At 64.4% G+C, this 22194-nt stretch carries 29 protein-coding genes; 15 read left to right on the plus strand and 14 right to left on the minus strand.

Annotated features, from left to right (window positions below; genetic code table 11):
• Window positions 1–194 precede the first annotated feature (194 nt).
• The 9 genes from NKJ04_RS23870 (at window position 195) to NKJ04_RS23910 (ending at window position 7101) form a co-directional block, all read left to right on the plus strand.
• Window positions 195–617: an antitoxin Xre/MbcA/ParS toxin-binding domain-containing protein gene (locus NKJ04_RS23870; protein WP_352677540.1), complete on the plus strand. Its 423-nt coding sequence runs from the start codon at window positions 195–197 to the stop codon at window positions 615–617.
• Entirely contained in the window at window positions 611–1309 is a 699-nt protein-coding gene (locus tag NKJ04_RS23875; RefSeq protein WP_127294914.1) for an RES family NAD+ phosphorylase, read from the plus strand. Before NKJ04_RS23870 ends, NKJ04_RS23875 begins: the two co-directional genes overlap by 7 nt.
• Before the next feature lie 71 nt (window positions 1310–1380).
• On the plus strand, window positions 1381–1713 hold the full coding sequence (locus NKJ04_RS23880) for an ArsR/SmtB family transcription factor (protein WP_352610831.1): 333 nt from the start codon (window positions 1381–1383) through the stop codon (window positions 1711–1713).
• Between the two features lie 48 nt (window positions 1714–1761).
• The gene (gene arsB / locus NKJ04_RS23885; protein WP_502897962.1) at window positions 1762–2871 is read left to right on the plus strand and encodes an ACR3 family arsenite efflux transporter; all 1110 of its coding nucleotides are present in this window, start codon (window positions 1762–1764) and stop codon (window positions 2869–2871) included.
• Window positions 2868–3290: an arsenate reductase (glutaredoxin) gene (gene arsC, locus NKJ04_RS23890; RefSeq protein ID WP_352677543.1), complete on the plus strand. Its 423-nt coding sequence runs from the start codon at window positions 2868–2870 to the stop codon at window positions 3288–3290. The genes arsB and arsC overlap by 4 nt, the downstream gene beginning before the upstream one ends.
• 63 nt (window positions 3291–3353) lie before the next feature.
• A complete protein-coding gene (locus NKJ04_RS23895) occupies window positions 3354–3674 on the plus strand; it encodes an ArsR/SmtB family transcription factor (protein WP_023809325.1) in 321 nt (106 codons plus the stop codon).
• Window positions 3675–3718: 44 nt separating this feature from the next.
• Window positions 3719–5146: an NAD(P)-binding domain-containing protein gene (locus NKJ04_RS23900; protein ID WP_352677545.1), complete on the plus strand. Its 1428-nt coding sequence runs from the start codon at window positions 3719–3721 to the stop codon at window positions 5144–5146.
• Complete coding sequence (gene arsK / locus NKJ04_RS23905; protein WP_352677547.1) at window positions 5139–6368, plus strand: arsenite efflux MFS transporter ArsK; 1230 nt, start codon at window positions 5139–5141, stop codon at window positions 6366–6368. The genes NKJ04_RS23900 and arsK overlap by 8 nt, the downstream gene beginning before the upstream one ends.
• Before the next feature lie 313 nt (window positions 6369–6681).
• A complete protein-coding gene (locus NKJ04_RS23910) occupies window positions 6682–7101 on the plus strand; it encodes a hypothetical protein (protein WP_352677549.1) in 420 nt (139 codons plus the stop codon).
• On the opposite strand, the gene NKJ04_RS23915 is transcribed toward NKJ04_RS23910, so the two are convergent.
• The 7 genes from NKJ04_RS23915 to NKJ04_RS23945 form a co-directional block, all read right to left on the minus strand.
• Complete coding sequence (locus NKJ04_RS23915) at window positions 7091–7849, minus strand: amino acid ABC transporter ATP-binding protein (RefSeq protein WP_023813258.1); 759 nt, start codon at window positions 7847–7849, stop codon at window positions 7091–7093. The genes NKJ04_RS23910 and NKJ04_RS23915 overlap by 11 nt on opposite strands.
• Before the next feature lie 26 nt (window positions 7850–7875).
• A complete protein-coding gene (locus NKJ04_RS23920) occupies window positions 7876–8550 on the minus strand; it encodes an amino acid ABC transporter permease (protein ID WP_023813259.1) in 675 nt (224 codons plus the stop codon).
• Window positions 8547–9218 carry an amino acid ABC transporter permease gene (locus NKJ04_RS23925; RefSeq protein ID WP_023813260.1) on the minus strand — a complete coding sequence of 224 codons (672 nt, stop codon included), beginning with the start codon at window positions 9216–9218 and terminating at the stop codon, window positions 8547–8549. The genes NKJ04_RS23920 and NKJ04_RS23925 overlap by 4 nt, the downstream gene beginning before the upstream one ends.
• A gap of 104 nt (window positions 9219–9322) precedes the next feature.
• The gene (locus NKJ04_RS23930) at window positions 9323–10111 is read right to left on the minus strand and encodes an ABC transporter substrate-binding protein (protein WP_023813261.1); all 789 of its coding nucleotides are present in this window, start codon (window positions 10109–10111) and stop codon (window positions 9323–9325) included.
• A 108-nt stretch (window positions 10112–10219) separates the two neighbouring features.
• Window positions 10220–11383 carry a saccharopine dehydrogenase family protein gene (locus tag NKJ04_RS23935; RefSeq protein WP_352677552.1) on the minus strand — a complete coding sequence of 388 codons (1164 nt, stop codon included), beginning with the start codon at window positions 11381–11383 and terminating at the stop codon, window positions 10220–10222.
• On the minus strand, window positions 11380–11880 hold the full coding sequence (locus tag NKJ04_RS23940; protein WP_023813263.1) for an Lrp/AsnC family transcriptional regulator: 501 nt from the start codon (window positions 11878–11880) through the stop codon (window positions 11380–11382). Before NKJ04_RS23940 ends, NKJ04_RS23935 begins: the two co-directional genes overlap by 4 nt.
• A 132-nt stretch (window positions 11881–12012) precedes the next feature.
• The gene (locus NKJ04_RS23945; protein WP_352551420.1) at window positions 12013–12876 is read right to left on the minus strand and encodes a LysR substrate-binding domain-containing protein; all 864 of its coding nucleotides are present in this window, start codon (window positions 12874–12876) and stop codon (window positions 12013–12015) included.
• Window positions 12877–13014: 138 nt separating this feature from the next.
• Here NKJ04_RS23945 and NKJ04_RS23950 point away from each other — a divergent pair, with 138 nt between their 5' ends.
• Both NKJ04_RS23950 and NKJ04_RS23955 read left to right on the plus strand, forming a co-directional pair.
• Window positions 13015–13221 carry a hypothetical protein gene (locus NKJ04_RS23950; RefSeq protein ID WP_352677555.1) on the plus strand — a complete coding sequence of 69 codons (207 nt, stop codon included), beginning with the start codon at window positions 13015–13017 and terminating at the stop codon, window positions 13219–13221.
• A gap of 21 nt (window positions 13222–13242) precedes the next feature.
• A complete protein-coding gene (locus NKJ04_RS23955; protein ID WP_352677556.1) occupies window positions 13243–13992 on the plus strand; it encodes a sulfite exporter TauE/SafE family protein in 750 nt (249 codons plus the stop codon).
• Between the two features lie 14 nt (window positions 13993–14006).
• On the opposite strand, the gene NKJ04_RS23960 is transcribed toward NKJ04_RS23955, so the two are convergent.
• The 3 genes from NKJ04_RS23960 to NKJ04_RS23970 all read right to left on the minus strand — a co-directional run bounded on the left by NKJ04_RS23960 (window position 14007) and on the right by NKJ04_RS23970 (window position 15354).
• Complete coding sequence (locus tag NKJ04_RS23960; RefSeq protein WP_352677558.1) at window positions 14007–14525, minus strand: GNAT family N-acetyltransferase; 519 nt, start codon at window positions 14523–14525, stop codon at window positions 14007–14009.
• On the minus strand, window positions 14522–14797 hold the full coding sequence (locus tag NKJ04_RS23965) for a type II toxin-antitoxin system TacA family antitoxin (RefSeq protein WP_352677560.1): 276 nt from the start codon (window positions 14795–14797) through the stop codon (window positions 14522–14524). The genes NKJ04_RS23960 and NKJ04_RS23965 overlap by 4 nt, the downstream gene beginning before the upstream one ends.
• A 107-nt stretch (window positions 14798–14904) precedes the next feature.
• Entirely contained in the window at window positions 14905–15354 is a 450-nt protein-coding gene (locus NKJ04_RS23970) for a universal stress protein (RefSeq protein WP_023813270.1), read from the minus strand.
• A gap of 208 nt (window positions 15355–15562) precedes the next feature.
• Here NKJ04_RS23970 and NKJ04_RS23975 point away from each other — a divergent pair, with 208 nt between their 5' ends.
• Window positions 15563–16144, plus strand: coding sequence for a histidine phosphatase family protein (locus NKJ04_RS23975; protein ID WP_352677562.1), 582 nt, complete (start codon window positions 15563–15565; stop codon window positions 16142–16144).
• Between the two features lie 30 nt (window positions 16145–16174).
• Here the strand turns inward: NKJ04_RS23975 and NKJ04_RS23980 are convergent, their stop codons facing one another.
• Together NKJ04_RS23980 and NKJ04_RS23985 are read right to left on the minus strand one after the other, a co-directional pair.
• Window positions 16175–16576 carry a VOC family protein gene (locus NKJ04_RS23980; protein WP_352677564.1) on the minus strand — a complete coding sequence of 134 codons (402 nt, stop codon included), beginning with the start codon at window positions 16574–16576 and terminating at the stop codon, window positions 16175–16177.
• Window positions 16577–16704: 128 nt separating this feature from the next.
• Window positions 16705–17457, minus strand: coding sequence for a pseudouridine synthase (locus tag NKJ04_RS23985; protein ID WP_352677566.1), 753 nt, complete (start codon window positions 17455–17457; stop codon window positions 16705–16707).
• Window positions 17458–17618: 161 nt separating this feature from the next.
• Between NKJ04_RS23985 and NKJ04_RS23990 the strand changes: the two genes are divergently transcribed.
• Window positions 17619–18071 (plus strand): SRPBCC family protein, encoded by a 453-nt coding sequence (locus NKJ04_RS23990; protein ID WP_128305611.1) that lies wholly within the window; start codon window positions 17619–17621, stop codon window positions 18069–18071.
• Window positions 18072–18108: 37 nt separating this feature from the next.
• On the opposite strand, the gene NKJ04_RS23995 is transcribed toward NKJ04_RS23990, so the two are convergent.
• Window positions 18109–18942 (minus strand): helix-turn-helix transcriptional regulator, encoded by an 834-nt coding sequence (locus NKJ04_RS23995; RefSeq protein WP_352677568.1) that lies wholly within the window; start codon window positions 18940–18942, stop codon window positions 18109–18111.
• A gap of 92 nt (window positions 18943–19034) precedes the next feature.
• Here NKJ04_RS23995 and NKJ04_RS24000 point away from each other — a divergent pair, with 92 nt between their 5' ends.
• A complete protein-coding gene (locus NKJ04_RS24000; RefSeq protein ID WP_352677570.1) occupies window positions 19035–19925 on the plus strand; it encodes an SDR family oxidoreductase in 891 nt (296 codons plus the stop codon).
• Between the two features lie 89 nt (window positions 19926–20014).
• On the opposite strand, the gene NKJ04_RS24005 is transcribed toward NKJ04_RS24000, so the two are convergent.
• Window positions 20015–20713, minus strand: a complete 699-nt coding sequence (locus NKJ04_RS24005) for a RibD family protein (protein ID WP_352677572.1) — start codon at window positions 20711–20713, stop codon at window positions 20015–20017.
• Window positions 20714–21058: 345 nt separating this feature from the next.
• Between NKJ04_RS24005 and NKJ04_RS24010 the strand changes: the two genes are divergently transcribed.
• Entirely contained in the window at window positions 21059–22006 is a 948-nt protein-coding gene (locus tag NKJ04_RS24010; RefSeq protein ID WP_352677574.1) for a substrate-binding domain-containing protein, read from the plus strand.
• Window positions 22007–22194: the final 188 nt, after the last annotated feature.

Below are 22194 nucleotides of genomic sequence, written 5' to 3' on the forward strand. Positions count from 1 at the left end.
CCTCTAAATCACCTAAGGCCGCGCCGCCCCCGCTCCGTCTCGGCTTCGCCGAGCCACCTCTCCCCCACTTCCGTGGGGGCGAGGAACCCAAGCCCTGCCACGTCCCGCCATCCTCTTCCCATCAAGATGCGGTTGGACTTATCTTGCCAATTGGCAAATACATGCTATATATCTGCCAATAGCGAGGCACCAAAATGCAGCTTCAGTCCATAGTCACCACGCCGGCCACGGTTGGCAGCACCATCTCGGATGAAGAGGCCGGCGCGCTGGCGCGCACCACGGTCAACCTGTTCAAGGCCTGGAATCTCACCGACCTGGAGGCCTGCATCCTGCTCGGCGGCATGTCGGCGCGGACCTGGGCGCGTTGGAAGACTGGGGCGAAGGAAGGCGGCGTCGGCAGGATCGACCGCGATCTGCGCACCCGCATGGCGCATCTGATGGGCATCCATAAGGGCCTGCGCTATCTGTTCACGGAGCCGGCGCGCGGCTATGCCTGGATCCGCAAGCCCAATGCCATCTTCGGCGGCCAGTCGGCGCTTGACCTGATGCTTCGCGGCGAAATCTCCGATCTCTCGGCGATGCGCGAATGGCTCGATGCGGAGCGTGGTGCATGGTGAGTGGGCTTGCGGTCAGGCGCCGCGTCGACTGGCACCAGACCTTCCGCATCATCCGCTCCATCCACCCGCCCATCGACCTCTTCGAGGACATTGCCGACCCGCGCGACTGGGAGGCGCTTGCCGCCGTCGAGGCGAAGACAAACCCGCGCATAAGGTTCGAGATCGGCGATCTCGGCAAGGTGTCGGCCGCAAGGCGGGTTTCCGGCCCCGGCGCCAGCTTCGTGATGGCGCCCTTCGTGCACTGCTCGACGCTGAGGCCAGGCCGCTTCTCGGATGGCAGCTACGGCATCTACTATGCGGGCGACAGCGAGGACGTCGCGCTGGCCGAGACCATCCACCACCACCAGAAATTCATGCGTGCCACCAACGAGGGACCGGGCTGGACGGCTGATTTCCGCGTGCTGATCGGCAGCGTCGACCGCGACCTAGATGACGTCAACGCCGTGCCCGGCGTGCTCGACCCGGACGACTATTCCGCCTCGCAGGCGGAAGGGCGGGCGCTGCGGGCAGCAGGCAGCGACGGGCTGGTGTGGAACAGCGTGCGCATGCCGGGCGGCGGCTGCATCGGCATCTTCTGGCCCGATGTCATTACCATTCCAGTCCAGGGCCGCCACTACAGCTACCACTGGGACGGCGCCCGCGTGGACTTCGTGCGCCAGCACGATACGGGAAAGGTGCTGGCCGTCACCTGATGGTGGGCGGACCCTTTACAGATCGTGGGGGAGTCGGTATCACGAATCCATAAATCCGAGGATTCGGATATATGGATAAGAAGGGTACTTTGAACGCGCTGGCCGCACTTGGCCAGGAGACGCGGCTGGATGTCTTCCGGCTGCTCGTGCGTGCCGGTCCGGAAGGCATTCCGGCGGGCGAGATCGCAACGAGGCTGGACACGGTCCAGAACACCATGTCGGCGCATCTGAAGGTGCTCGCCCATGCCGGGCTGATCCGTCCCGAACGCGACGGAAGGACCGTGCGCTATGTCGCCGACATGACCGGCTTGCGCGACCTGCTGGCCTATCTGATGGAAGATTGCTGCAATGGCGCGCCGGAGCTCTGCCGTCCCGTCATCAATGCCGTGACCTGTGACTGCTGAGGGGCTTGTGACTGTCCGCCGCGCGCCGTTCGAACAAGGAAAGCCATCATGACCGATCACGCTCTGAACGCGGGCGAGGCGACGCGGCCCGGCATCGGCTTCGTAGAGAAGTATCTGACGGTGTGGGTGGCATTGTGCATCGTCGCGGGCATCGCACTTGGCCATCTGCTGCCAAGCGTGTTCGGCGCCATCGCGTCGGCCGAGATCGCCAGGGTCAACATTCCTGTCGCCGTGCTGATCTGGCTGATGATCGTGCCGATGCTCTTGCGCGTCGATTTCGCCTCGCTGGCCAGGGTCAGCACCTATTGGCGCGGCATCGGCGTGACGCTGTTCATCAACTGGGCGGTGAAGCCGTTTTCGATGGCGCTGCTGGGCTGGCTCTTTATCGGCTGGCTGTTCCGGCCGTGGCTGCCCGCCGTGCAGATCGATTCCTACATTGCCGGGCTGATCATCCTTGCCGCGGCGCCCTGCACGGCGATGGTTTTCGTCTGGTCGAACCTGACGCGCGGCGAGCCGAATTTCACACTTTCGCAAGTGGCGCTCAACGACTCGATCATGATCGTCGCTTTCGCGCCCATCGTCGGCCTGCTGCTCGGCCTGTCGACGATCACCGTGCCATGGGGCACGCTGATGCTGTCGGTCGCACTCTACATCGTCGCGCCGGTGATCGTCGCGCAGCTGGTTCGGGGCCGGCTGCTGGCAGCGAGGGGACAGGTCGGGCTCGATGCCCTGCTTGCCACGCTGCAGCCCTTGTCGCTGACTGCCTTGCTGGCGACGCTGATACTGCTGTTCGGCTTCCAGGGCGAGCAGATCATTGCGCAGCCGCTGGTGATCGTGCTGCTGGCAGTGCCGATCCTGATCCAGGTCTATTTCAACTCCGGTCTTGCCTATCTGCTCAACCGTCTCAGCGGCGAGCGGCACTGCGTGGCTGGACCATCTGCGCTGATCGGCGCGTCGAACTTCTTCGAGCTGGCGGTGGCAGCCGCGATCGCGCTGTTCGGGCTGAATTCGGGCGCGGCCCTTGCCACCGTGGTCGGGGTGCTCATCGAGGTTCCGGTCATGCTGTCGGTGGTGTGGATCGTGAACCACAGCAAGGGCTGGTACGAACAAGGAACATCCGTTCGCAACACCATGTCCGGCGAAAGGGCCGCGAAATGACTATGACTATCTATCACAATCCCGATTGCGGCACGTCGCGCAACACGCTGGCCATCATCCGGCAGTCGGGCGAGGAGCCGGAGGTGATCGAATATCTGAAGACGCCGCCGTCGCGACAAAGGCTGGTCGAACTGATCGCCGCGATGGGCATCACACCGCGAGACCTGCTGCGCGAAAAGGGCACCCCCTATGCCGAACTCGGCCTTGCCGACCCGAAATGGTCCGACGAGCAGATCCTCGATTTCATGCTGGCACATCCGATCCTGATCAACCGGCCGATCGTGGTCAGCCCGCTCGGCGTCGTCCTTGCACGGCCGTCGGAAAAGGTGCTGGACATCCTGCCCAACCCGGAGATCGGTGCGTTCACCAAAGAGGATGGCGAGGTGATCACAGGCGCCTCGGGCAAACGCGCCGGCTGATGTTATTTCCATATTTTTCGAAATTAAGTTGACGGCGCGAAAAGTGCCGCGTAGTTTATTTCCATGAAACTCGAAAAAGCAGCTGCCCAGCTTGAAGCACTCGGCAATCCGACGCGACTTCAGCTCTATCGCATCCTGGTGCGCGCCGGTGACGACGGGCTTGCCGTCGGCAGCGTCCAGGGCAAGCTCGACATTCCGTCATCGACGCTGTCGCATCACCTCAAACGGCTGGTCGACACCGGGCTTGTCACGCAGGAGCGGCAAGCGACGACGCTGATCTGCCGCGCCAACTATCCCGGCATGAATGCGCTGATCGGCTATCTCGCCGACGAGTGCTGCGCTGACGCCGTCTGCGCGCCCGCCGTCGGCAAAGCACTGGTTTGATTTTTTTGCACTTATAATTCGAACATACCGGAAGGATCGAACCTATGGACATGGTGGCAAACCTTCCCGTCGCGGTGATCGGCGCCGGCCCGGTCGGGCTGGCAGCCGCGGCGCATCTAGTCGAGCGCGGCATTCGTCCGTTGATCCTGGAGCGCGGCGAAAGCGTGGGTGCGGCGCTGCTCGATTGGGGCCATGTGCGGGTGTTTTCGCCATGGAAATACAACATCGATACGGCGGCGCGGGCGCTGCTCGACCGCTCCGGCTGGACGGCGCCGGACAGCCAGGGCCTGCCGACCGGCGGCGAGATCGTGCGCGATTATCTGGCGCCGCTTGGCCGGCTTCCCGCGATCGCCGCCAATTTGAAGCTCGGCGCCGAGGTCACCGCGATCACCCGTCAGGGACACGACAAGGTCGCCAATGATGGCCGCAAGGACGCGCCCTTCGTCATCCGCTATCGCGATGCCGGCGGCGAACACCGCGTTCACGCGCGCGCCGTCATCGACGCGTCCGGAACATGGTGGCGGCCAAATCCGATCGGCGTCGACGGGCTGCCAGTTGCCGGCGAAGGCGGGGCGTCGGCACGCATCGCCTATGGCATTCCCGACGTGCTCGGCAAGGCGAGAGAAGACTATGCGGGCAAGCGCATCCTGGTCATCGGCGGCGGGCACTCGGCTATCAACGTCGCGCTGGCGCTGATGGAGCTGCAGGATGCGGCGCCTGGCACCGAAATCTTCTGGGCGCTGCGCCACGCCAGCATCGAGAGATTGCTCGGCGGCGGGCTGAACGACCAGTTGCCGGAACGCGGCGCGCTGGGGCTGGCTGCCAGGCAGGCAATGGCGGATGGCAGGCTGAACATGCTGACGTCTTGCGCCGTCAACGGCATCAAGACGCAGGGCGAGGGGCTTGTTGTCGATGCCAGCCTGGGTGGCAAGCCGTTCAACCTAGCCATCGACCGCATCGTCGTTACCACCGGCTTCAGGCCAGACCTGTCGTTCCTGAGCGAAATCCGCATCGCGCTTGATCCCGCCGTCGAGGCGCCGCCGGCACTGGCGCCGCTGATCGATCCAAACTTCCACTCATGCGGCACGGTTCCGGCGCATGGCATCGCGGAGCTTGCGCATCCCGAACCCGGCTTCACCATCGTCGGCTCGAAATCCTACGGCCGCGCCCCGACCTTCCTGATGGCGACCGGCTACGAGCAGGTCCGCTCGGTGGTGGCCGATATTGCCGGAGACCATGCCGCGGCCCGCGAGGTCCGGCTGGTGCTGCCGGAGACCGGCGTGTGCAGCGCCGTCGGTGTCGCGACGGTAGCGGCAAGCGCCGGCTGCTGTGGCGGGCCCGCGCCGGCCGCTGTCGATGCCTGCTGCGTCAGGGATGCGGACGCCAAGGCAACCGGCGCATCGGGTTGCGGCTGCGCAACCGCGCCGGCCACCGAAACGCGAGAGGATATGGCGGTCGGCGCCGATGCCTGAACGATCCGTCCTGCGCAAGGCGATCTGGGCGCTTGGGCTGACCCAGATCATTGGCTACGGCACGCTCTACTACAGCTTCTCGATCCTGGCGCCGGCAATGGCTGGGGAGTTCGAGCTCACGGAAGGCTGGGTGTTCGGCGCGCTGTCGGCCTCGCTATTTGCCGGCAGCCTGTTCGCGCCGACTGCCGGGCGGTGGGCCGACCGCTTCGGCGCCGGCCGCATCATGACCGTCGGCTCGGTGGCGGCAGCCGTGGCGCTGGCGCTGTGCGCCGTCGCGCCCGACCGCGTGAGCTTCGTTGTGGCCTTGCTGGCGATGGAACTGGCCTCCAGCTTCGTTCTCTACAGCGCCGCCTTCGTTGCGATCGTGCAGATCGGGGTTCCCCGACCGCAGCGCAGCATCACCCATCTGACGCTTATCGCCGGGTTCGCCTCGACCCTGTTCTGGCCGCTGACTTCGGCGCTGCATGCGCATCTGACATGGCGCGAGGTCTATCTTTTGTTCGCCGCTCTCAATTTCGGCCTATGCCTGCCGATCCACGCGTGGCTGATGCGCCTGTCGCGCCGCCATGCAGCAGTCATGCCGCAAGAGCGCGGGTCCGCCCCCGATGAAGCGGGCACGCGGCTCGATGCGCGGCGCGGCCGGACCGCCTTCCTGCTCATGCTGGCGGGGTTCGCCACCGAGGGCTTCGTGCTGTCGGCGATCCTCATCCACATGGTGCCGCTGACGGCGGCGCTGGGGCTCGGAACCGCAGGCCTCTTCGTCTCGACCCTGTTCGGGCCGGCGCAGGTCGCCAGCCGGTTGATCAACATGCTGTTTGGCGGGCGGCTGCAGCAGACGCAGCTTGCCGTCATCGCGGCGTCGCTGATCACAGCAGGGCTGTGCGCACTGCTCCTGACGACGCCATGGCTGCCAGGCGCTTTCCTGTTCGTGTTGCTGTTCGGCCTTGGTTCCGGCCTCACCAGCATCGTCGGCGGCACCTTGCCGCTCGAACTCTTCGGCCGCGAGGGCTATGGTGCGCGGCTCGGATGGGCGAGCGCTGCCCGTCAGTTCACCTCGGCCTTCGCGCCGTTCGCGCTCGCCTTCATGATGGCGCGGACATCGGTCGCCAATTCGCTGTGGGTGCTGGTGGTCGTCGCCGCGAGCGGCGTGATCGCCTTCCTCGCCATCGTGCTGCTCAGACGGCGGGGCGGCCTGCCAGCGTTCGTGACCCATCTCGCGTGACTTGGCACCTGGCGCCGATCATGATGGTCTGCAAAAGGGTCCGGAACGCTGAGAGTGGGGATCGACCGCAATCCCTTTTGCATCTACCGCAGTGTACTGCCGACGGAAACCTGGCTCTTATGGAGCGCCGGGAAGACCGGCTCGACATCGAATGCGTCGCGGGGTTCCCGCTACCCGCGGTCACAGTGAACCAGGTGGAATCTTATGCAGAATGATCTCGTATTCAAGACCGGGTCAGCAAAACGAACGCTGGGATGGTTTGTTTGTCTGGGCGCCGGGGGCGCATTGGCAGCCATGATCTATGGGTATTTTCATGCATCCCGAAGCGCAGACCCCGGCCGAGCTTTGGTCCGGAGTGGTCATCGGTGTTTTCCTTGTCGGTCTCATGGTGGCCGGGATTGCTGTCCAATACGCACGTTGGAGCATCGAAGGCGAAAACATCATCTACCGTCGTCTCTTCAGAAACAAAACGATCCCACTCTCCGAGTTGGCAGGCTTTGAACAAGTCATTGTCGTTGTCGTCGTCATTCCTTTCATCCATGTGGATCTTTACGATCGCGAACTGAAGCTTATCGCGCGGCTTCCGGTAGGTCTCAAGGATTGGCCTGAAGCGGAAGCAAGGCTTGCAGCGCGTTTGCGCTATGTCGTCAATGACGGAAGCCCTGCATTGCCCAAACGGAGGTTCGTCGATACTCCAAAAAAGAAGCATGTCGGGCGTGACATCAATGCCTGAGAATCTTGCTCAGAAAAGCGCGGCTGCGGTCGGTCTTGGGGTGTGAGAAGAACTCGTCCGGCGTGCCGCTTTCGACGATGGCGCCGGCGTCCATGAACACCACGCGCTGGGCGACCTTGCGGGCAAAGCCCATCTCGTGCGTCACCACCATCATGGTCATGCCTTCCTCGGCGACCGCCACCATGACGTCGAGCACTTCGGAAATCATCTCGGGATCGAGCGCCGAGGTCGGCTCGTCGAACAGCATGATCTTGGGCCGCATGCCGAGGCAACGCGCGATCGCCACGCGCTGCTGCTGGCCGCCGGAGAGCTGTGCGGGATAGGCATTGACCTTGTCGGCGAGGCCCACCTTGGCCAACAATTCACGGCCTGCTTTTTCAGCCTCGGCACGCGGGATCTTGCGGACATGGATGGGGGCTAGCGTGACGTTCTCGAGTGCCGTCTTATGCGGGTAGAGGTTGAACGACTGGAAGACGAAGCCGATCTCGGTGCGCAGCTGCGTCATGTTGGTGGCGGGGTCGCCCAGGCGTTGGCCGTCGACGACGAGGTCGCCGTTCTTGATCGCCTCCAGGCCGTTGACGCAGCGGATCAGAGTGCTTTTGCCCGAGCCGCTCGGGCCGCAGACGACGACCACTTCGCGCGGCTCGACGCTGAGCGTGATGTCCTTGAGCACGTTGAGCGAGCCGAACCATTTGTTGACGCCGCGAAAGTCGATCATACCGGTCTTGGCAAGGCCCGTTGTGGTCATGTTTTCTGGACCTTTGGGGTTGGAAGTCACAACTGCACCTCGCCATGTGCCGCGCCCATGCGCTGCTCCAGCCGACGGGCCAGCATGATCAGGGGATAGCATACGATGAAATAGCCGACGCCGACGAGGAAGAAGACCAAGAGGCCGTTGGGCACACGCTGCACCACCAGCCAGCCGACGCGGGTGAGGTCGGTGAGACCGATGGCGGAGACGACCGAAGAATCCTTGATCAGCAGCACATATTGCCCGACCAGCGGCGGCAGCACGATGCGCATCGCCTGCGGCAGCACCACCTGGCGCATGCGCTGCCAGCGCGACAGGCCGGACGCCAGCGCCGCCTCGACCTGGCCGGTCGGCACCGAGCGGATGCCGGCGACGACGATCTCGCAGATGAAGCAGGCGGCCAGATTGGTCAGCGCGATGATGCCGGCGGTGAAGGCGTCAAGCTCGATGCCGAACTCCGGCAGGATGAAGAAGATCAGGAAGATCTGCACGAGGAACGGCGTGCCGCGGATCAGGTCGACCCAGGCCCCGATCAAGCCCGAGATCAGCTGGTTGCCGCCGGTGCGCAGGATGCCGAGGCCGAAGCCGAGCAAGGTGCCGAGCACAAGGCTGATCAGCGACAGCATCACGGTCATGCCGAGGCCGCGCAGGGCCAGCGGATAGGAGCCGGCGAGGCTTTGCAGTTGTTGCCAGATCATGTCCGCGCCCCCGCCGTGCCGAGCCAGCGGCTGGAGACGCCAGCCAGTCCCTTCAGTCCGTAATAGAGCAGCAGATAGAAGGCGGCGATGGTGAGGAAACCTTCGGCCGGCATGAAGCGGTCGGAGGCGAGCAACTGGCCGGCGCGCGTCAGTTCGGCAACCGAGATCAGCGACAGAAGGGCGGAATCCTTGACCAGCACGATGGCTTGGCCAAGCAGAGGCGGGATCGTCACCTTGAAGGCTTGCGGCAGGACGACAAGGCGCATGCGCTGGACATAGGTCATGCCCGAGGCGACGCTGGCCTCGACCTGGCCGCGCGGGATCGACAAGATACCGGCGCGAATGATTTCAGCGATATAGGCACCGCTGTTCAACGACAGCGCGAGGATGCCGACGACGAGTTCCGGCAGGACGAAGCCGAGCCGGGGCAGGCCGAAATAGAGAAAATAGAGCTGCGCCAGCAAGGGCGTGGCGCGCACCGCATCGATATAGGCCTTGGCCGGCACACGAAACAGCCAGCCGCGCTGCAGATTCATGGCGCACAGCACGATGCCGACGATGAGCGCCCCTACAAAGGACAGCGCCGACAGCCAGACGGTCGTGATCAGGCCCTGTCCGAACAGCGGCAGGTATTCGACGATGGTGCGGAAACTGAAATTTTCGAGCATCGTTGGGTGCAATCCCCAGAGTGCAGGAAACGACGGATGAAGCGAAATTCCAGGCGGTTTCGCGGCGCTTGAGACGCGCGCGAACCGCCTGGGTTTATCGCTGCTTAGTGGTCTTTCTTCCAGGCGTCGGAATTGACCCAGTAGTCGAGGTTCTTCTGCAGGCGACCATCGATGGTGACCTGGTTGAGGAACAGGTTCATCCAGACCAGCAGGTCCGGCTCGTCATAGCGGGTGGCGAAGGCAAGCGGCTCCTTCGACAGAAGGTCCGGCATGATGGTGAAGCTGCCGGCCGGATAGGCGGTCGACTGGCCCTTGACCGCCGAGACGTCGTTGACGCCGCAATCGGCCTGGCCGTTGTTGACGGCGTCGAGCAGCAGCGGACCGCCGCCCTTGTAGCTCTTGATGTCGGCGTCGGGGAAGGCTTTCTTGGCTTCCTTCTCGCCGGTGGCGCCGAGCAGCACGGCGATCTTGGTGCCCTTGGCCTTGCAGTCTTCGGTGGTCTTGAACTTGCTGTCGGCCTTGGTGAAGACGGTGCTGCCGGTGTACATGTAAGGCGTGGTGAAGGCGACCTTCATGCCGCGCGCCAGCGTCGGTGTCATGTCGGCGACCAGAAGGTCGGCCTTGCCTGACAGCAGCGCCGGGATCAGACCATCCCAGTCGAAATCGAGGAAGGTGATTTTCACACCCATTTCCTTGGCCATCAGTTCGGCCAGTTCAACCGAACTGCCGGTGCGTTCGCCATTGGCGCCAACCAGCGAGAAAGGGGGTCCCTGGGTCTGCACGGCGACACGCAGTTCGCCGCGCTTGGTGATGTCGTCCAGTGTTCCGGCTGAGGCAGCAGTGGTAAGGCCGGCGAGCGCAAGTCCGGCGATGAAAAGCTTGGCAATCTTCATTTGGTAGTCCTCCTTGTTTTATTGTTCCATGTCTTCGTTGTTTTTCACCCTTTGGGGTGCTTTTTGAGCGGCAGCGCCGTTGCCGGCGGCAGCCACCGTTCGAAAACCTCAGTCCCAGGCCACCGTCTCGGTGACCTTGATGCCGCGTCTGGCAAGCTCGTCGAAGAAGGGTTCGTCGGGCACGTCCAGCAGCGGGTTGAGCAGGCCGGGTTTGGTGATCTCGCCACGCGCCAGCATCTGCGCCACGATGCTGGCGGGATAGCCGACGCCGAGGCTCATGCCGAACAGGCCCGAAGCCAGGTCCCGCTCGATGATCAGGTCCGACGTCACCGTCTTGGCGCGGCCGCCTTCGAGGCCGGAAAAGACATTGCGCATCACGCACAGGTCCTTCTCGCCGGGACCATATTGCAGTTGCGGGCCGAGCAGCCGGCCGAGGAATTCGCGCGGGCTGTTGGAGGTGCCGGGCACCTTGTCCTCAGAGAGGAAACCGAGCTCCTTTAGCGGCGCCCAGAAGGCCGACCATCCCGGCCAGCGCAGCGTGTAGCGGCCGGAACGGCGCAGACCCTTGGCTGCCTCCAGCATCTCGACATAATGCAGCGCATCGCCATTTGGGAACGCTTCCAGCCTGCCCAGGCCCGCGACCTCGATCTCATGGATGAAAGGGTTTTCGTGCTGCTGGCCGGCCGGCACCGCGACGCGCTTTCCGCCCTCGATCATGACGCTGTCGCGGTTCTGGCTGACCAGGACCATGTCGAAATTCCAGCTCACCTTGTAGCACAGCGGCTTGGCCATCGCCTTCGGCTCGGGGATGCCGCCGCAATAGGAATCGATCGCGGTGATCGAAGAGAACTGCCTGGCGGCGCGCGCGTAGAGTACGAGGTCGATGCCGGGGTCGAGCCCGCATTCGGTCATGATCGAGACGCCGGCTTGTTCGGCGGCCGGCGCCAGATCGGCGATCGACTTGGCGTAGTTGGTGGTGACCAGCGGCGTGCGCGTGGCGATCGCGGCCTGCACCGCCTCGCGCATCAATGGCTGCGGCAACAGGTCGATGACGGCGTCGACATCATCAAGCACATTGGCCAGCGCCGGGCCGATCGCGCCTTCAGGCACGACGAAGCGCACACGGGCAAGATCGGTCAGGCCGGCAAGCCGGGCCGGGCCATCCGCTGCGGTGTCGACGCAGACGATTTCCTCGACGCCGTCGCTGGCAACAAGGTCGGTGATTGCCGCCCGGCCTTGCAGGCCGAGGCCGCCGAGTACCGCGATCTTCATGCCGGCTCCTTGCGGTCGTCCGACCAGCAGCCTTCCGGCAGGCTGACCCATTTGTTGCAGGACGCCATGACGACGAAGGTTTCGCTGCGCACGACTTCGCCGGGCTCGCCGGCACCCGGGATCAGTTCGCTAGTGACGCGGTAGAGGTCGGCGACGTCACCCGCCACGGTTACGTCGACGATGATGTCGAAGCGCCCGGTGACGACCGAGGCCGAGTTGACGAAGGGCAGTTCGGCAATGCGCTGCGCCAGTTCGCGGGCCCGGCCGCGCCCTTGGGCATTGATGCCGACAATGGCCGAGATCAGCTCGGGACGCTCGGTCAGATTCAGCAGGCCGACGATCTTGAGCAGGTTGCGGTCGAGCAGGTTGCGCAACCGCGTGCGCACCGTCGGCACCGAAATCGCCAATATCTCCGCGATGCGGTTGATGCCCGGCTGTGCATCCTGCGACAGCTGTTTGACCAGCCGCCGATCGGTCAGATCGAGATGTTCTCGCAAAGTCCCCGTCTTTCACAAAAGGAAAAAACTTTGGCGGTTTTTTTGCCAATGTGCAAACAAGCTACGTCACGGATATTGGAAAAGCAAGGCAATGATTCAGCGCTACTGGTGATAGGTGGTCGCTGTCAGGGCTCAGACCAGCGCTGCCGCCAACAGTTTTGCCTGTGGCGTCAGCTCTTCGAAGCGGCGGGCGCAGAGGTTGAGCTGGCGCGTCGCCCAGTCGTCGGTCAGCCGCAGTGTGCGCACGGAACGACCCGCCGCACTTTCCGGCACGATGGCGATGCCGGCGCCTTGCGCGACCAGCCGGCAGACATTGTCGAGGCCAGGCACGCGGATGCGGACATGCAGATGGCCGCCAAGGCGGGCCGCCTGGCGCGTGATGTGCTCCTGCAGCGCATGGCCGGTGCTGAGGCCGACGAAAGATTCGCCGAGAACCTCAGTGAGGTTGACGGTGCGGCCTTCAAGGCCGGGCCGGTTCCGCGCGGCGATCACCACCAGCCGGTCGGTGAAGAACGGTTTCTGTTCGAGATGCGACAGGCCGGCCCAGGTTGCGGCGATGCCGAGATCGGCCGCACCATTGGCCACGGCTTGCGCGATCTCATGGCTGGGGCGCTCGTCGAGATCGATGTCGATCTGGGGATGGGCGACAAGGAAAGCCGGCAGGATGTCGCGCAGCAACTCGGCTGTAGCGGCGGTGTTGGCCAGCAGCCGGACGCGGGCGCGCAGGCCGGTGGCATAGGCGGCCAGATCGCCGGTCATGGCCTCGATCTGGTTCTGCACGGCGCGCGCATGATGCAGCAGCGCCTGTCCCGCCGGCGTTGGCACCACACCACGGCGGCGGCGCTCCAGGAGCGGCGCGCCGAGCCGCTCCTCCATGCCCTTGATGCGGGCGCTGGCCGACGCCAGGGCCAGGCCGGCAAGCTCGGCGCCATGGGTGATGCTGCCGCGTTCGGCCACCAGCAGGAACAGGCGGAGATCGACCAGATCGAAGCGCATTCTTTTGCTCCTGCGAATATTCAGCGCCCGGGAAGGCGATCGGCCCTCCAGCCTTCGTCCTGGCCGAAGGTTGGCAGCACAACTTCCACATTGTGATCGGCCGGGATCTTCGTCAAACAGTTTCGAAGGAGAATTGTGATGAACAAACGAACGTCAGGCCGGCTCGGCATTCTCGAAAGCACGGCGATCGTGCTGGCCATTGCCGTGGCTGGCCTTGCCATGGCGCCAGCGGGATCAGGCCTGCGGGGATGCGCGGCGACGGTCGTATCCACCAGCCGCGATGCGGCGCCGGCAAAGGCCGCCAGCCCGGATGCCGACGCAACCGATATGCTGCTGCATGACTGATCCGGCCCTGAAGATACGATCATGCTGAGCGCTGGCGTCCTCGCCTGGATCGGCGCCGTCTTCCTCGCCGCCGGCTTCGTCAAGGGCGTCGTCGGCATGGGGCTGCCTACCGTTGCGATGGGCCTGCTGGCGGTGACGATGCCGCCAGCGCAGGCCGCGGCGCTGCTGCTGATCCCGTCGCTGGTCACCAACCTCTGGCAATTGCTGACCGGCCCGTCCTTCGGCCGCCTTTGCAAGCGGCTGTGGACGATGATGGCCGGCGTGATGCTCGGCACGGTTGCCGGCGCCGGTCTGCTGACCGGCACGCATACGGGCGCGGCTTCTGCCGGGCTGGGCGCGGCACTGGTGCTTTATGCGATCCTCGGCCTCGCCAAGGCCGGCTTCACCACGCCGGTGCGCCATGAGGCCTTGATGTCACCGCTGGTCGGGGTGGCGACCGGACTGGTCACCGGCGCCACCGGCGTCTTCGTCATCCCGGCAGTGCCCTATCTGCAATCGCTGCGGCTGGAGAAAGAAGACCTGATCCAGGCGCTCGGCCTGTCCTTCACCGTGTCGACGGCGGCGCTCGCCATCGGGCTGTTCAGGACCGGTGCCCTGGCGTCGCCGAGCGCGCAACTGGCGGGATCGGTCGCAGCCCTTGCGCCGGCGCTGGCCGGCATGTTCGCCGGCCAGGCATTGCGCCGGAGGATGAGCATCGAGACCTTCCGGAAAGTGTTCTTCGTCGGATTGCTGGCGCTGGGTGTCTATCTTGTGGAGGACGGTATTCTGTAGCTTGCGGCAGGCGTTCAGAATGCAGCTATCGCCTTGGCGATCGCGGCGAAAGGCAGGACCAGGGACAGCGGCGCGTCATCCAGACGGATCGCACCGTAACCTTCATACCAGTGGGCAGCCTGGTCACCTTTGGCATCGATAAGCAAGGCAACGCCACCGACTTCCTCCGCGACTGCCATACAGCGCTTCCCGGCGGCGAGCAGCAAACCGCCGCCGAGACCGCGGCCTTGTATCGTACGGTCTACGGCGAGCCGACCCAGACGGTAGACCGGCACGTCATAGCGGCCAAGGCCGCGTTTGGCGACTGCCGGGGTCCTGGCAAAGTCGATCGAAGCCGGGCTGAGAGAGTAGAAGCCGAGGATGCGCAAAGGATCTTGCGCCGTCACGGCGACGAAAGTTTTTGCGCCACCGCTTTGATGACTTTGACGCGCAAAGCGCTGCAAATAGATGTTGAGGTCCGCGTCGCCACAGTCGAAGGCGGCACGGTTATGTTGTCTCCCGATCGGCACTTCTTGCCATGTGACGGAGTTCACGCGAGAGTCTGGCCGGTTTTGGCGGCGCGGATAAGGCGGTTGGTCGGGGAGGGCGGGTTTTCAAGCAGGTCGAGGACGCGCAGACTGTCCCGTTCTGACAGCGCAAGATGTTCGGCGCGTTCGATCGCAGCCTGGGCGTCACGCAGTGCGGAGCGCGTAACGAACTCGGTCAGGCCGACATTCGACAAGGCGGCCGCACGTGCGATGACGGCTTTCGCTTCGGGCGGAATCCGGAAATCGATTCGACCGTTATCACCGACGTTGCGAGGCATGGCTATCTCCTTTGTCTGCTATTATATGGTACGGATTGAATCCGTACAATATAAATCCTGTCGCTTTAGCCTCACGGGCATGTGAGGAGCGCGCTGGGCCAAATCTGTTACCGCACCACCAGCACCGCAATCTCCGTGTAGGACAGCACTTCCGCCGTCTGGCTGCCGAGAAGCAGCTTGCCCAGTCCGCGACGGCCGTGCGAGGCCATGACGATCAGGTCGCAGCGCAGGGCCTGCGACAGTTCCAGGATGGCTTCGGCGGGCCGCTTGTCCTCGACATGGACCACCTCCGCGGCCACGCCAACGGCGTCCGCCGACGCCTTGCATTTGGCGAGCACTTCCTTGGCATAGCGGCCTGCCTCTTCCTTGTAGGCGACGAGCTCATCGCCGGCGGCATAGCCGGCCATGGCGCCGCCCCAGGCGAAGATCGGGAATGGTTCCGAGACGGTAACGAAGGTGACGGAAGCGCCGAGGTCCTTGGCCAATGTCAGGCCGTGGGCAACGCCCTTGTCGGCCAGTTCCGATCCGTCCGTGGCGATGAGCAGATGTTTGTACATGATGATCTCGACTTGTTGTGCAAGGGCCCGTGCCCTTGTGGTGGCGGGAGCCTTGTAGAGGCTGGCCTTGATATAGTTGCGGCACCAGGATGATCACAGGGCCGGCCCGCCGCGGATCAAGGCTAGGCGACCACGCAGTTTTGTACCAAGCGGATTCCCCTTTGCCGCATCGTCGCTTAAGGTGCCGGACCACATCGAAAGGCATCTCATGAGCAGCGTGTATCCCCAAATCCATCTGGTCCGGCATGGCGAGACGGCATGGAGCCTTTCGGGGCAGCATACCGGCCGCACCGACATGCCGTTGACCCCGGTTGGCGAGGCCGCCGCGCGGGGCGTCGCGGATAGGCTCAAGGGCCTGTCCTTTTCGGCCTTATGGTCGAGCCCGTCGCAGCGCGCCTACAACACCAGCGTATTGGCCGGCTTCGGCGCGCAGAGCGTCAAGAAAGACGATCTGCAGGAGTGGGACTATGGCGCCTATGAGGGGCTGACGACAAAACAGATCCTGGCCGAGCGCCCCGGCTGGAATGTGTTTCGCGATGGTTGTCCAAAGGGCGAGATGGCGGCCGATGTGGGCGCGCGGGCCGACAGGATCATTGACGGGTTACGCAAGGCCAATGCCGACATGTTGGTGTTTTCCAGCGCGCATTTTTTGCGCGTGCTGGCGGCGCGCTGGATCGGGCTGCCGCCCGAAGGCGGCGCGCTGTTCGTGCTCGATACGGCAAGCATCAGCGTGCTCGGCTACGAGCATGATCTGAGCGAGCCGGTCATCCGGAAATGGAACCAGAAGTAGTGCGGCATAGGCCGGCGGTACCGCTCCGCCCTACCTGTCGAATTTCCTGATCGCCTCGGCGGTTACCGGCGTGAAGAAATTCACCAGATTGCCATCGGGGTCGCGAAACAGCAGCGAGCGATTACCCCAGGGCATTGTGGTCGGCTTTTGCACCGTTACATCCCTGAGTAGGTCCGAGAGCCTGGCGAATTCAGCATCGACGTCGCCGACGCGGAACTCAAGGATGACGGTGTGGTTGTCGGCGGGGCGGGCGATGTCGCCGCCTAACAGCATCAAGGTGCGCGTGCTGCCGATTGCCAACGTGCAGGCAGGTGTCGCGAGTTCGGCGAAGTCTTCTGTGTACATAGTCACGGGCATGCCGGTGATCTCGCCATAGAAGCGCACGAGACGCTGGACGTCCGACGTGATGATGCGGACAGAGACGAAATTCATTTGTTTTGCTCCTGGATTGCTGGAGCCGCAGCCCGGCCCATGAGTCACCTATAGGCCAGGCCTCCTGACAGCTTCCTGTCAGGAGGTGGCGCGGATGCAAGGCCGCCGACATCGACGATACGCGGGGCTCACCCCGCCAGCAGCTCCAGTTCCTCCGGCGTCAAATGCCGTGCCGTACCCTTGGCGAGGTCGCCGAGCGGCAGGCGGCCGATAGCGATGCGGATGAGGCGCAGAACCTCGACGCCGTGCGCGGCGAGCAGGCGACGGATGTGGCGGTTACGGCCTTCGTCGAGCACGATCTCCAGCCAGGCGGTGCGGCCGCCGCTGCGCAAAAGTTCGATCGAACTGGCGCTCAGGGTCTCGCCATCGACGGTCACGCCGGCGCGGAATTTGTCCAGCATCGCTGCGTCCGGCACCATGCCGATCTGCACGTGATAGGTCTTGGGCAAATGCGAGGCCGGATCCATCAGCCGGTTGGCAAACCGGGTGTCGTTGGTCATCAACAGCAGGCCTTCGCTCGCCTTGTCGAGGCGACCGACCGGGGAGACGAAGGGCAGGTCGAGCCCTTCCAGGCAGGCATAGACGGTGTCGCGCTGTTGCGGGTCGTCGCGGGTGGTGACCAGCCCGCGCGGCTTGTTGAGGACGAGATAGACCTTGCGCTCGGCAACCACCGGCCTGTCGTCGACAACGATGCGGTCGCGGTCGAGGTCGACGCGCAGGGCTGCATCGCGCACGACCTTGCTGCCGACACGCACGCGGCCTTCGGCGATCAGCACCTCGGCCTGCGTGCGAGAGCACAGGCCGAGCTTCGACAGCGCCCGGTTCAGGCTGACGCCGGGCGCCGCCTGCCTGCCGCTTTGTCGTGTCTGCCGTGGTGTCATGCTGCCGTCTGTGCTGGTGGAGCCGACAAATGCCACGGGCTGCAATGGCTTCGCAAGACGCGCTGCTGCAATCGTGCGCAAAGCAAGGGGGCAGTGGCGGCATCCGCGGTTCTTGGACCGGCGATATTGTCGCCGCCGCATCCGCGATAAACTTGCTTCGCATGAGTGAGTCTCTCGACATCTCGCCGATCACCAAGACCGTCGTCATCAGTGCCGAGCCGGCCAAGGTCTGGCGGATACTGACGATGCCAGAAATGATCCCGCAATGGATGTCCGACGAGGAGTTGACTGTCAGCCTGCAAGGGCATGCCGGCGGCGCGATCGTGATGCGCGGACTGCTGCACGGAATGCCGTTCGAGAACCATGGCACCATCCGCGCTTTTGAGCCGGAAAAGAGCTTCGCGTACGGCTACTGGAGCACGCTGTCGGCCTCGCGGCTGGCGGACGTGCCCGAAAACCACACCGTGGTCAGCTTCGATCTGGCGCCGATGGATGGGGGGACGAAGCTGACGCTGACGCTCAGCGACTTCGCCGAACCGGCGATCCGTCCGCATGCCAATCTCTACTGGGGGCCGACCTTGCAAATCCTGAAAGCGGTCTGCGAGCGCGCTTGAGGGCGGGCGTCATCCCCGCGGACGGGCCGTCCGGCCCTTACTCTTTGGGGTGTCGGGCGAGAGCCAGCGCGCGGATGCGGTCGGCGACGGCGCTGTCGACCGGGTTGTAGACGGTCAGGCTCAAATCCGGCCGGCCGTCGACCGCGAAGCCCGAATATTCCAGCTCGATATCGCCGAGTTCCGGGTGTTTCAGGCGCTTTGTCCCGTCGCCGTGGCTGAGCACGTCGTTTTCCCGCCACAGCGCGTCGAATTCCGGGCTGGCGCTGCAGAGCTCGTCGACGAGTTCGCGCACCTCGGAGACAGCGCCGGCGCGTGCCGCATCGGCACGGAACGAAGCGACCACGAAACGGGCCAGGTTTTGCCAGTCGTGCTGCTTGGCGCGGATGACGGGGCGCAGGAACATGAAACGCAGGATGTTGCGCTCGCCTTCGGGCAGGGCGCTGTAGTCGGTCAGCACGACCCGCGCGGCGCGGTTCCAGGCAACGACGTCCCAGGTGGCGGTCCTGACTATGGCGGGGCTGGCATCGAGCGTGTCGATGAGGCGCTGCAGCCGTGGGCTGACAGCCTCGACGCCCCTGTAGCGGACCTCGGGCGGGCGCCCCAGCCCGAGCATGAAAAGATGTTCGCGCTCCGCCTCGGTCAGCAGCAGCCCCTTGGCGATGCGATTGAGGACATCGGCCGAGGGTGCGCCGCCGCGGCCCTGTTCCAGCCATGTGTACCAGGTCGGGCTTATGTTGGCGCGCTGGGCGACCTCTTCCCGGCGCAGTCCCGGCGTGCGTCGGCGGCCCGAAAAGCCGAAGGAAGCCGGATCGAGCCGCGTGCGCCGGTCTTTGAGGAACGCTGCCAGCGAGCCGGCGGGATTGGAGGGCATCCTGTTAGTCATTATACCATGATAAGGTCACTACTTTAATAGGATATATAGACCAGCAATATTACGCAGGCAACTAGTGCAGGAGATTTTGCATGCGTATCTTTCTCACCGGCGCGACCGGTTTCATCGGTTCGGCGTTGGTTCCCGAACTCATCCAGGCGGGCCACCAGGTGGTCGGCGTGACCCGCTCCGACGCCGGCGCCGAGGCGCTGGCTGCCGCTGGTGCCGAGGTGCACCGGGGGACCCTCGAAGATCCCGAGGGGCTGCGCGACGGCGCGGCCACGGCGGAGGCTGTGATCCACACGGCGTTCGACCACGATTTTTCGCGGTTTGCCGAAAATTGCGAAAAGGACAAGCGGGTCATCGCCGCACTCGGCGCCGCCCTGGCCGGCTCCGACCGGCCGCTGGTGATCACCTCCGGCGTCGGCATGGGCAGCCCTGGGCATGGCGAACTGGCGATCGAGGACGTCTTCAATCCCGGCCATCCCAATCCGCGCATCGCCTCGGAGCTGGCCGGCAATGCCTTGCTGGACGCCGGCATCAATGTGTCGGTGGTGCGGCTGCCGCAGGTCCACAATCCGGTCAAGCAAGGGCTTATCTCGCCGCTCATCGAAATCGCGCGTGAAAGGGGCGTCTCGGCCTATGTCGGCGAAGGCCGCAACCGCTACTCCGCGGGCCATCTCCTCGACGCCGCGCGGCTTTACCGGCTGGCCGTGGAAAAGCGGCAGCCGGGCGCGCGCTATCACGCGGTCGGCGAGGAAGGCGTCGAGGTGCGGGCCATCGCCGAGGCGCTTGGCCGGGGCCTGAAATTGCCGGTCGTTTCCATCGCGCCTGAAAGAGCGGCGGAGCATTTCGGCTGGATGGCGATGTTCGCGCCGATGGATCTGCCGGCCTCCAGCGCGCTGACACAGGCACGATTGGGCTGGCACCCGACCGGCCCGACGCTGATCGCCGATCTCGATGCCATGCAATACGCCGCTTAATTGACTGAAGCATCGGCGCTGAAGCTGACGATACAGGGGCCGGTAATCTCAGTCGGATTGCCGGCCCTTCTGTACGAGGCGGTCAGCCCTCATCCAGGAGTAACTGCGTAACGCAGATGGACGAGCCCATGCGCCAGCGCTTCGCAGCTCTTCAGGGACAACTGCATCTTGCCCGGCAGCCCACTCTCACCGAACTCGACGAAGGCCTGGTTCGCGGCGCGTCCATCGATCGCGGGTGCGACGAGAAGGCTGAGTTCATCGACGAGCCCGGCCGCAAGGAACGAGCCGTTGATGCCGGCACCGCCCTCGAGCAGCAGCCGGCGGATGCCGAGTTCGCTGCCGAGCACCTCGAGCATCATCGCGAGATCGATGTCCGCCGTTTCCGCGACGATATAGGACACGCCGTCGGATGCGAGCTCGGCCAGGTGGCTGTCGGCGACATCATGCCCAAGCAGCACCACGACATGGTCGCCACCGATGTCGGGTTTGGAAAAATGAAGCTTGCCCGAGGCATCGAGCGCCACGGCATAACTGCCCGCATCCCTTTGCGCGAAATGATAGGGCCGGTCGACCTTGCCGGTATTGGCCGGCGGATGCGCGCCGGCCTTGCTCATCTCGGCCATGGTGACGCGGCCGACGATCCAGGCGTCAGCCGCGAGATCATTGTGGATATGCTCGTAGAGGCTCGACCACTCCGCCCGGGTCCCGTCCGGACTTGTCGTGTAGCGGCTTGGATGAAGGCTGCCGTCGAGTGATGCGAGCATATGGCAGATGATTTGCGGCTTCATACGGGTTCTCCAGATCACAAAAGCTTCGCGGGTCAATCCAAGGTAGTGCCGGGTCGAGGGAATGGAAGCCAGACGCCTCAGTGAGATGTCAGCCCGCAATCCAAAAATCCGACAATTCCGATAAATTGCCCGGCACCTCTGTTATATCGAGGTTGCACAAATGGTTGGCGCTGGGTTAGCATCCCTGCGCAGGCGTCGGTGGGAGGCTCTTTTTACAGCGGCGGCCAGCTGGAGCGGCATGCGTTTTCGGGCGCAGGGAGGATGCTCCACACTTTGAACCGACGCATGATCCTTCCTGAAACCGATCCGGTTTTCGGGTCGTGCGTTCTTGTGGAGGAGGATCCCATGAACAGACGTGAATTCCTGCTGTCGTCCGCGGCTTTCGGCGCCATGATGGTTGCCGCGCCCTCGGTGTTTGCGCAGGACAAGCTCACCATCCTTGGCTCGGTGCCCAGTCTCGGCTTTCCGTTCTTCGTGCACATGCTGAACGAGATCAAGGCGGAAGTCGCCACGCAAGGCGTCAATCTGACCGAAAGCGACGGCCAGAACTCGGCCACCAAGCAGACCGCCGACATCGAGGCCGCCCTGGTGCAGAAGGTACACGCCATCGTCATCTCGCCGCTCGACGTCAATGCGCTGGCGCCGGCCATCGAGGAAGCGGTCAAGGCCGGCGTTCCCGTAGTGACGATCGACCGCCGCGTCGACGGCGTCGAGGGCATCCTCGCGCATGTCGGCGCCGACAATGTGAAGGGCGGCGAGGCGGAAGCCAACGCCGTGGTGGCGGCGTTCCCGAACGGCGCCAAGCTGTTCCATCTGCAGGGCCAGCCCGGTGCCGGCCCGGCGATCGACCGCAACAAGGGCGTGCACAATGTGCTCGATCCCTTGAAGGACAAGTATCAGATCGTCTTCGAGCAGACCGCCAACTTCGCCCGCGCCGAGGCGCTGTCGGTGACCGAGGCCGGGCTTGCCGCCAACGGCAAGCCCGACGCCATCGTCTGCGCCAATGACGACATGGCGCTGGGCGCCATGGAGGCCTGCGCCGCGCGCAACTTCACCGACGTCAAGATCTACGGCTTCGATGCACTGCCGGAAGCGCTGGTCGCGGTGCGCGACGGCAAGCTTGCGGGCACCGTCGAGCAGTTTCCCGGCGAGCAGTCGCGCACCGCGGTGCGCATCGCGGTGGCCTTTGCCAAGGACAAGACCGAGCCGAAGGAGAAGCTGGTGCTTTTGACGCCAATCGTCATCGGCAAGGACAATCTCGACAAGGCGGAGCGGATTGGCGAGACGAAGTAGGGGTTTGGCGGGGATCGGCCGATTGGCAAAGCCGGTGGGACAGCACCCCCCTCTGTCCTGCCGGACATCTCCCCCGCAAGGGGGAGATTGGCTGTCCGTCCTGCTTTCGCCAATCTCCACACCGCAGGAAAAGCGCTATCAGCAAAGCTGCCGATCTCCCCCCTTGCGGGGGAGATGGGCCGGCAGGC

This window comes from Mesorhizobium sp. M0618, from assembly GCF_040320765.1.
Lineage (GTDB): Bacteria > Pseudomonadota > Alphaproteobacteria > Rhizobiales > Rhizobiaceae > Mesorhizobium.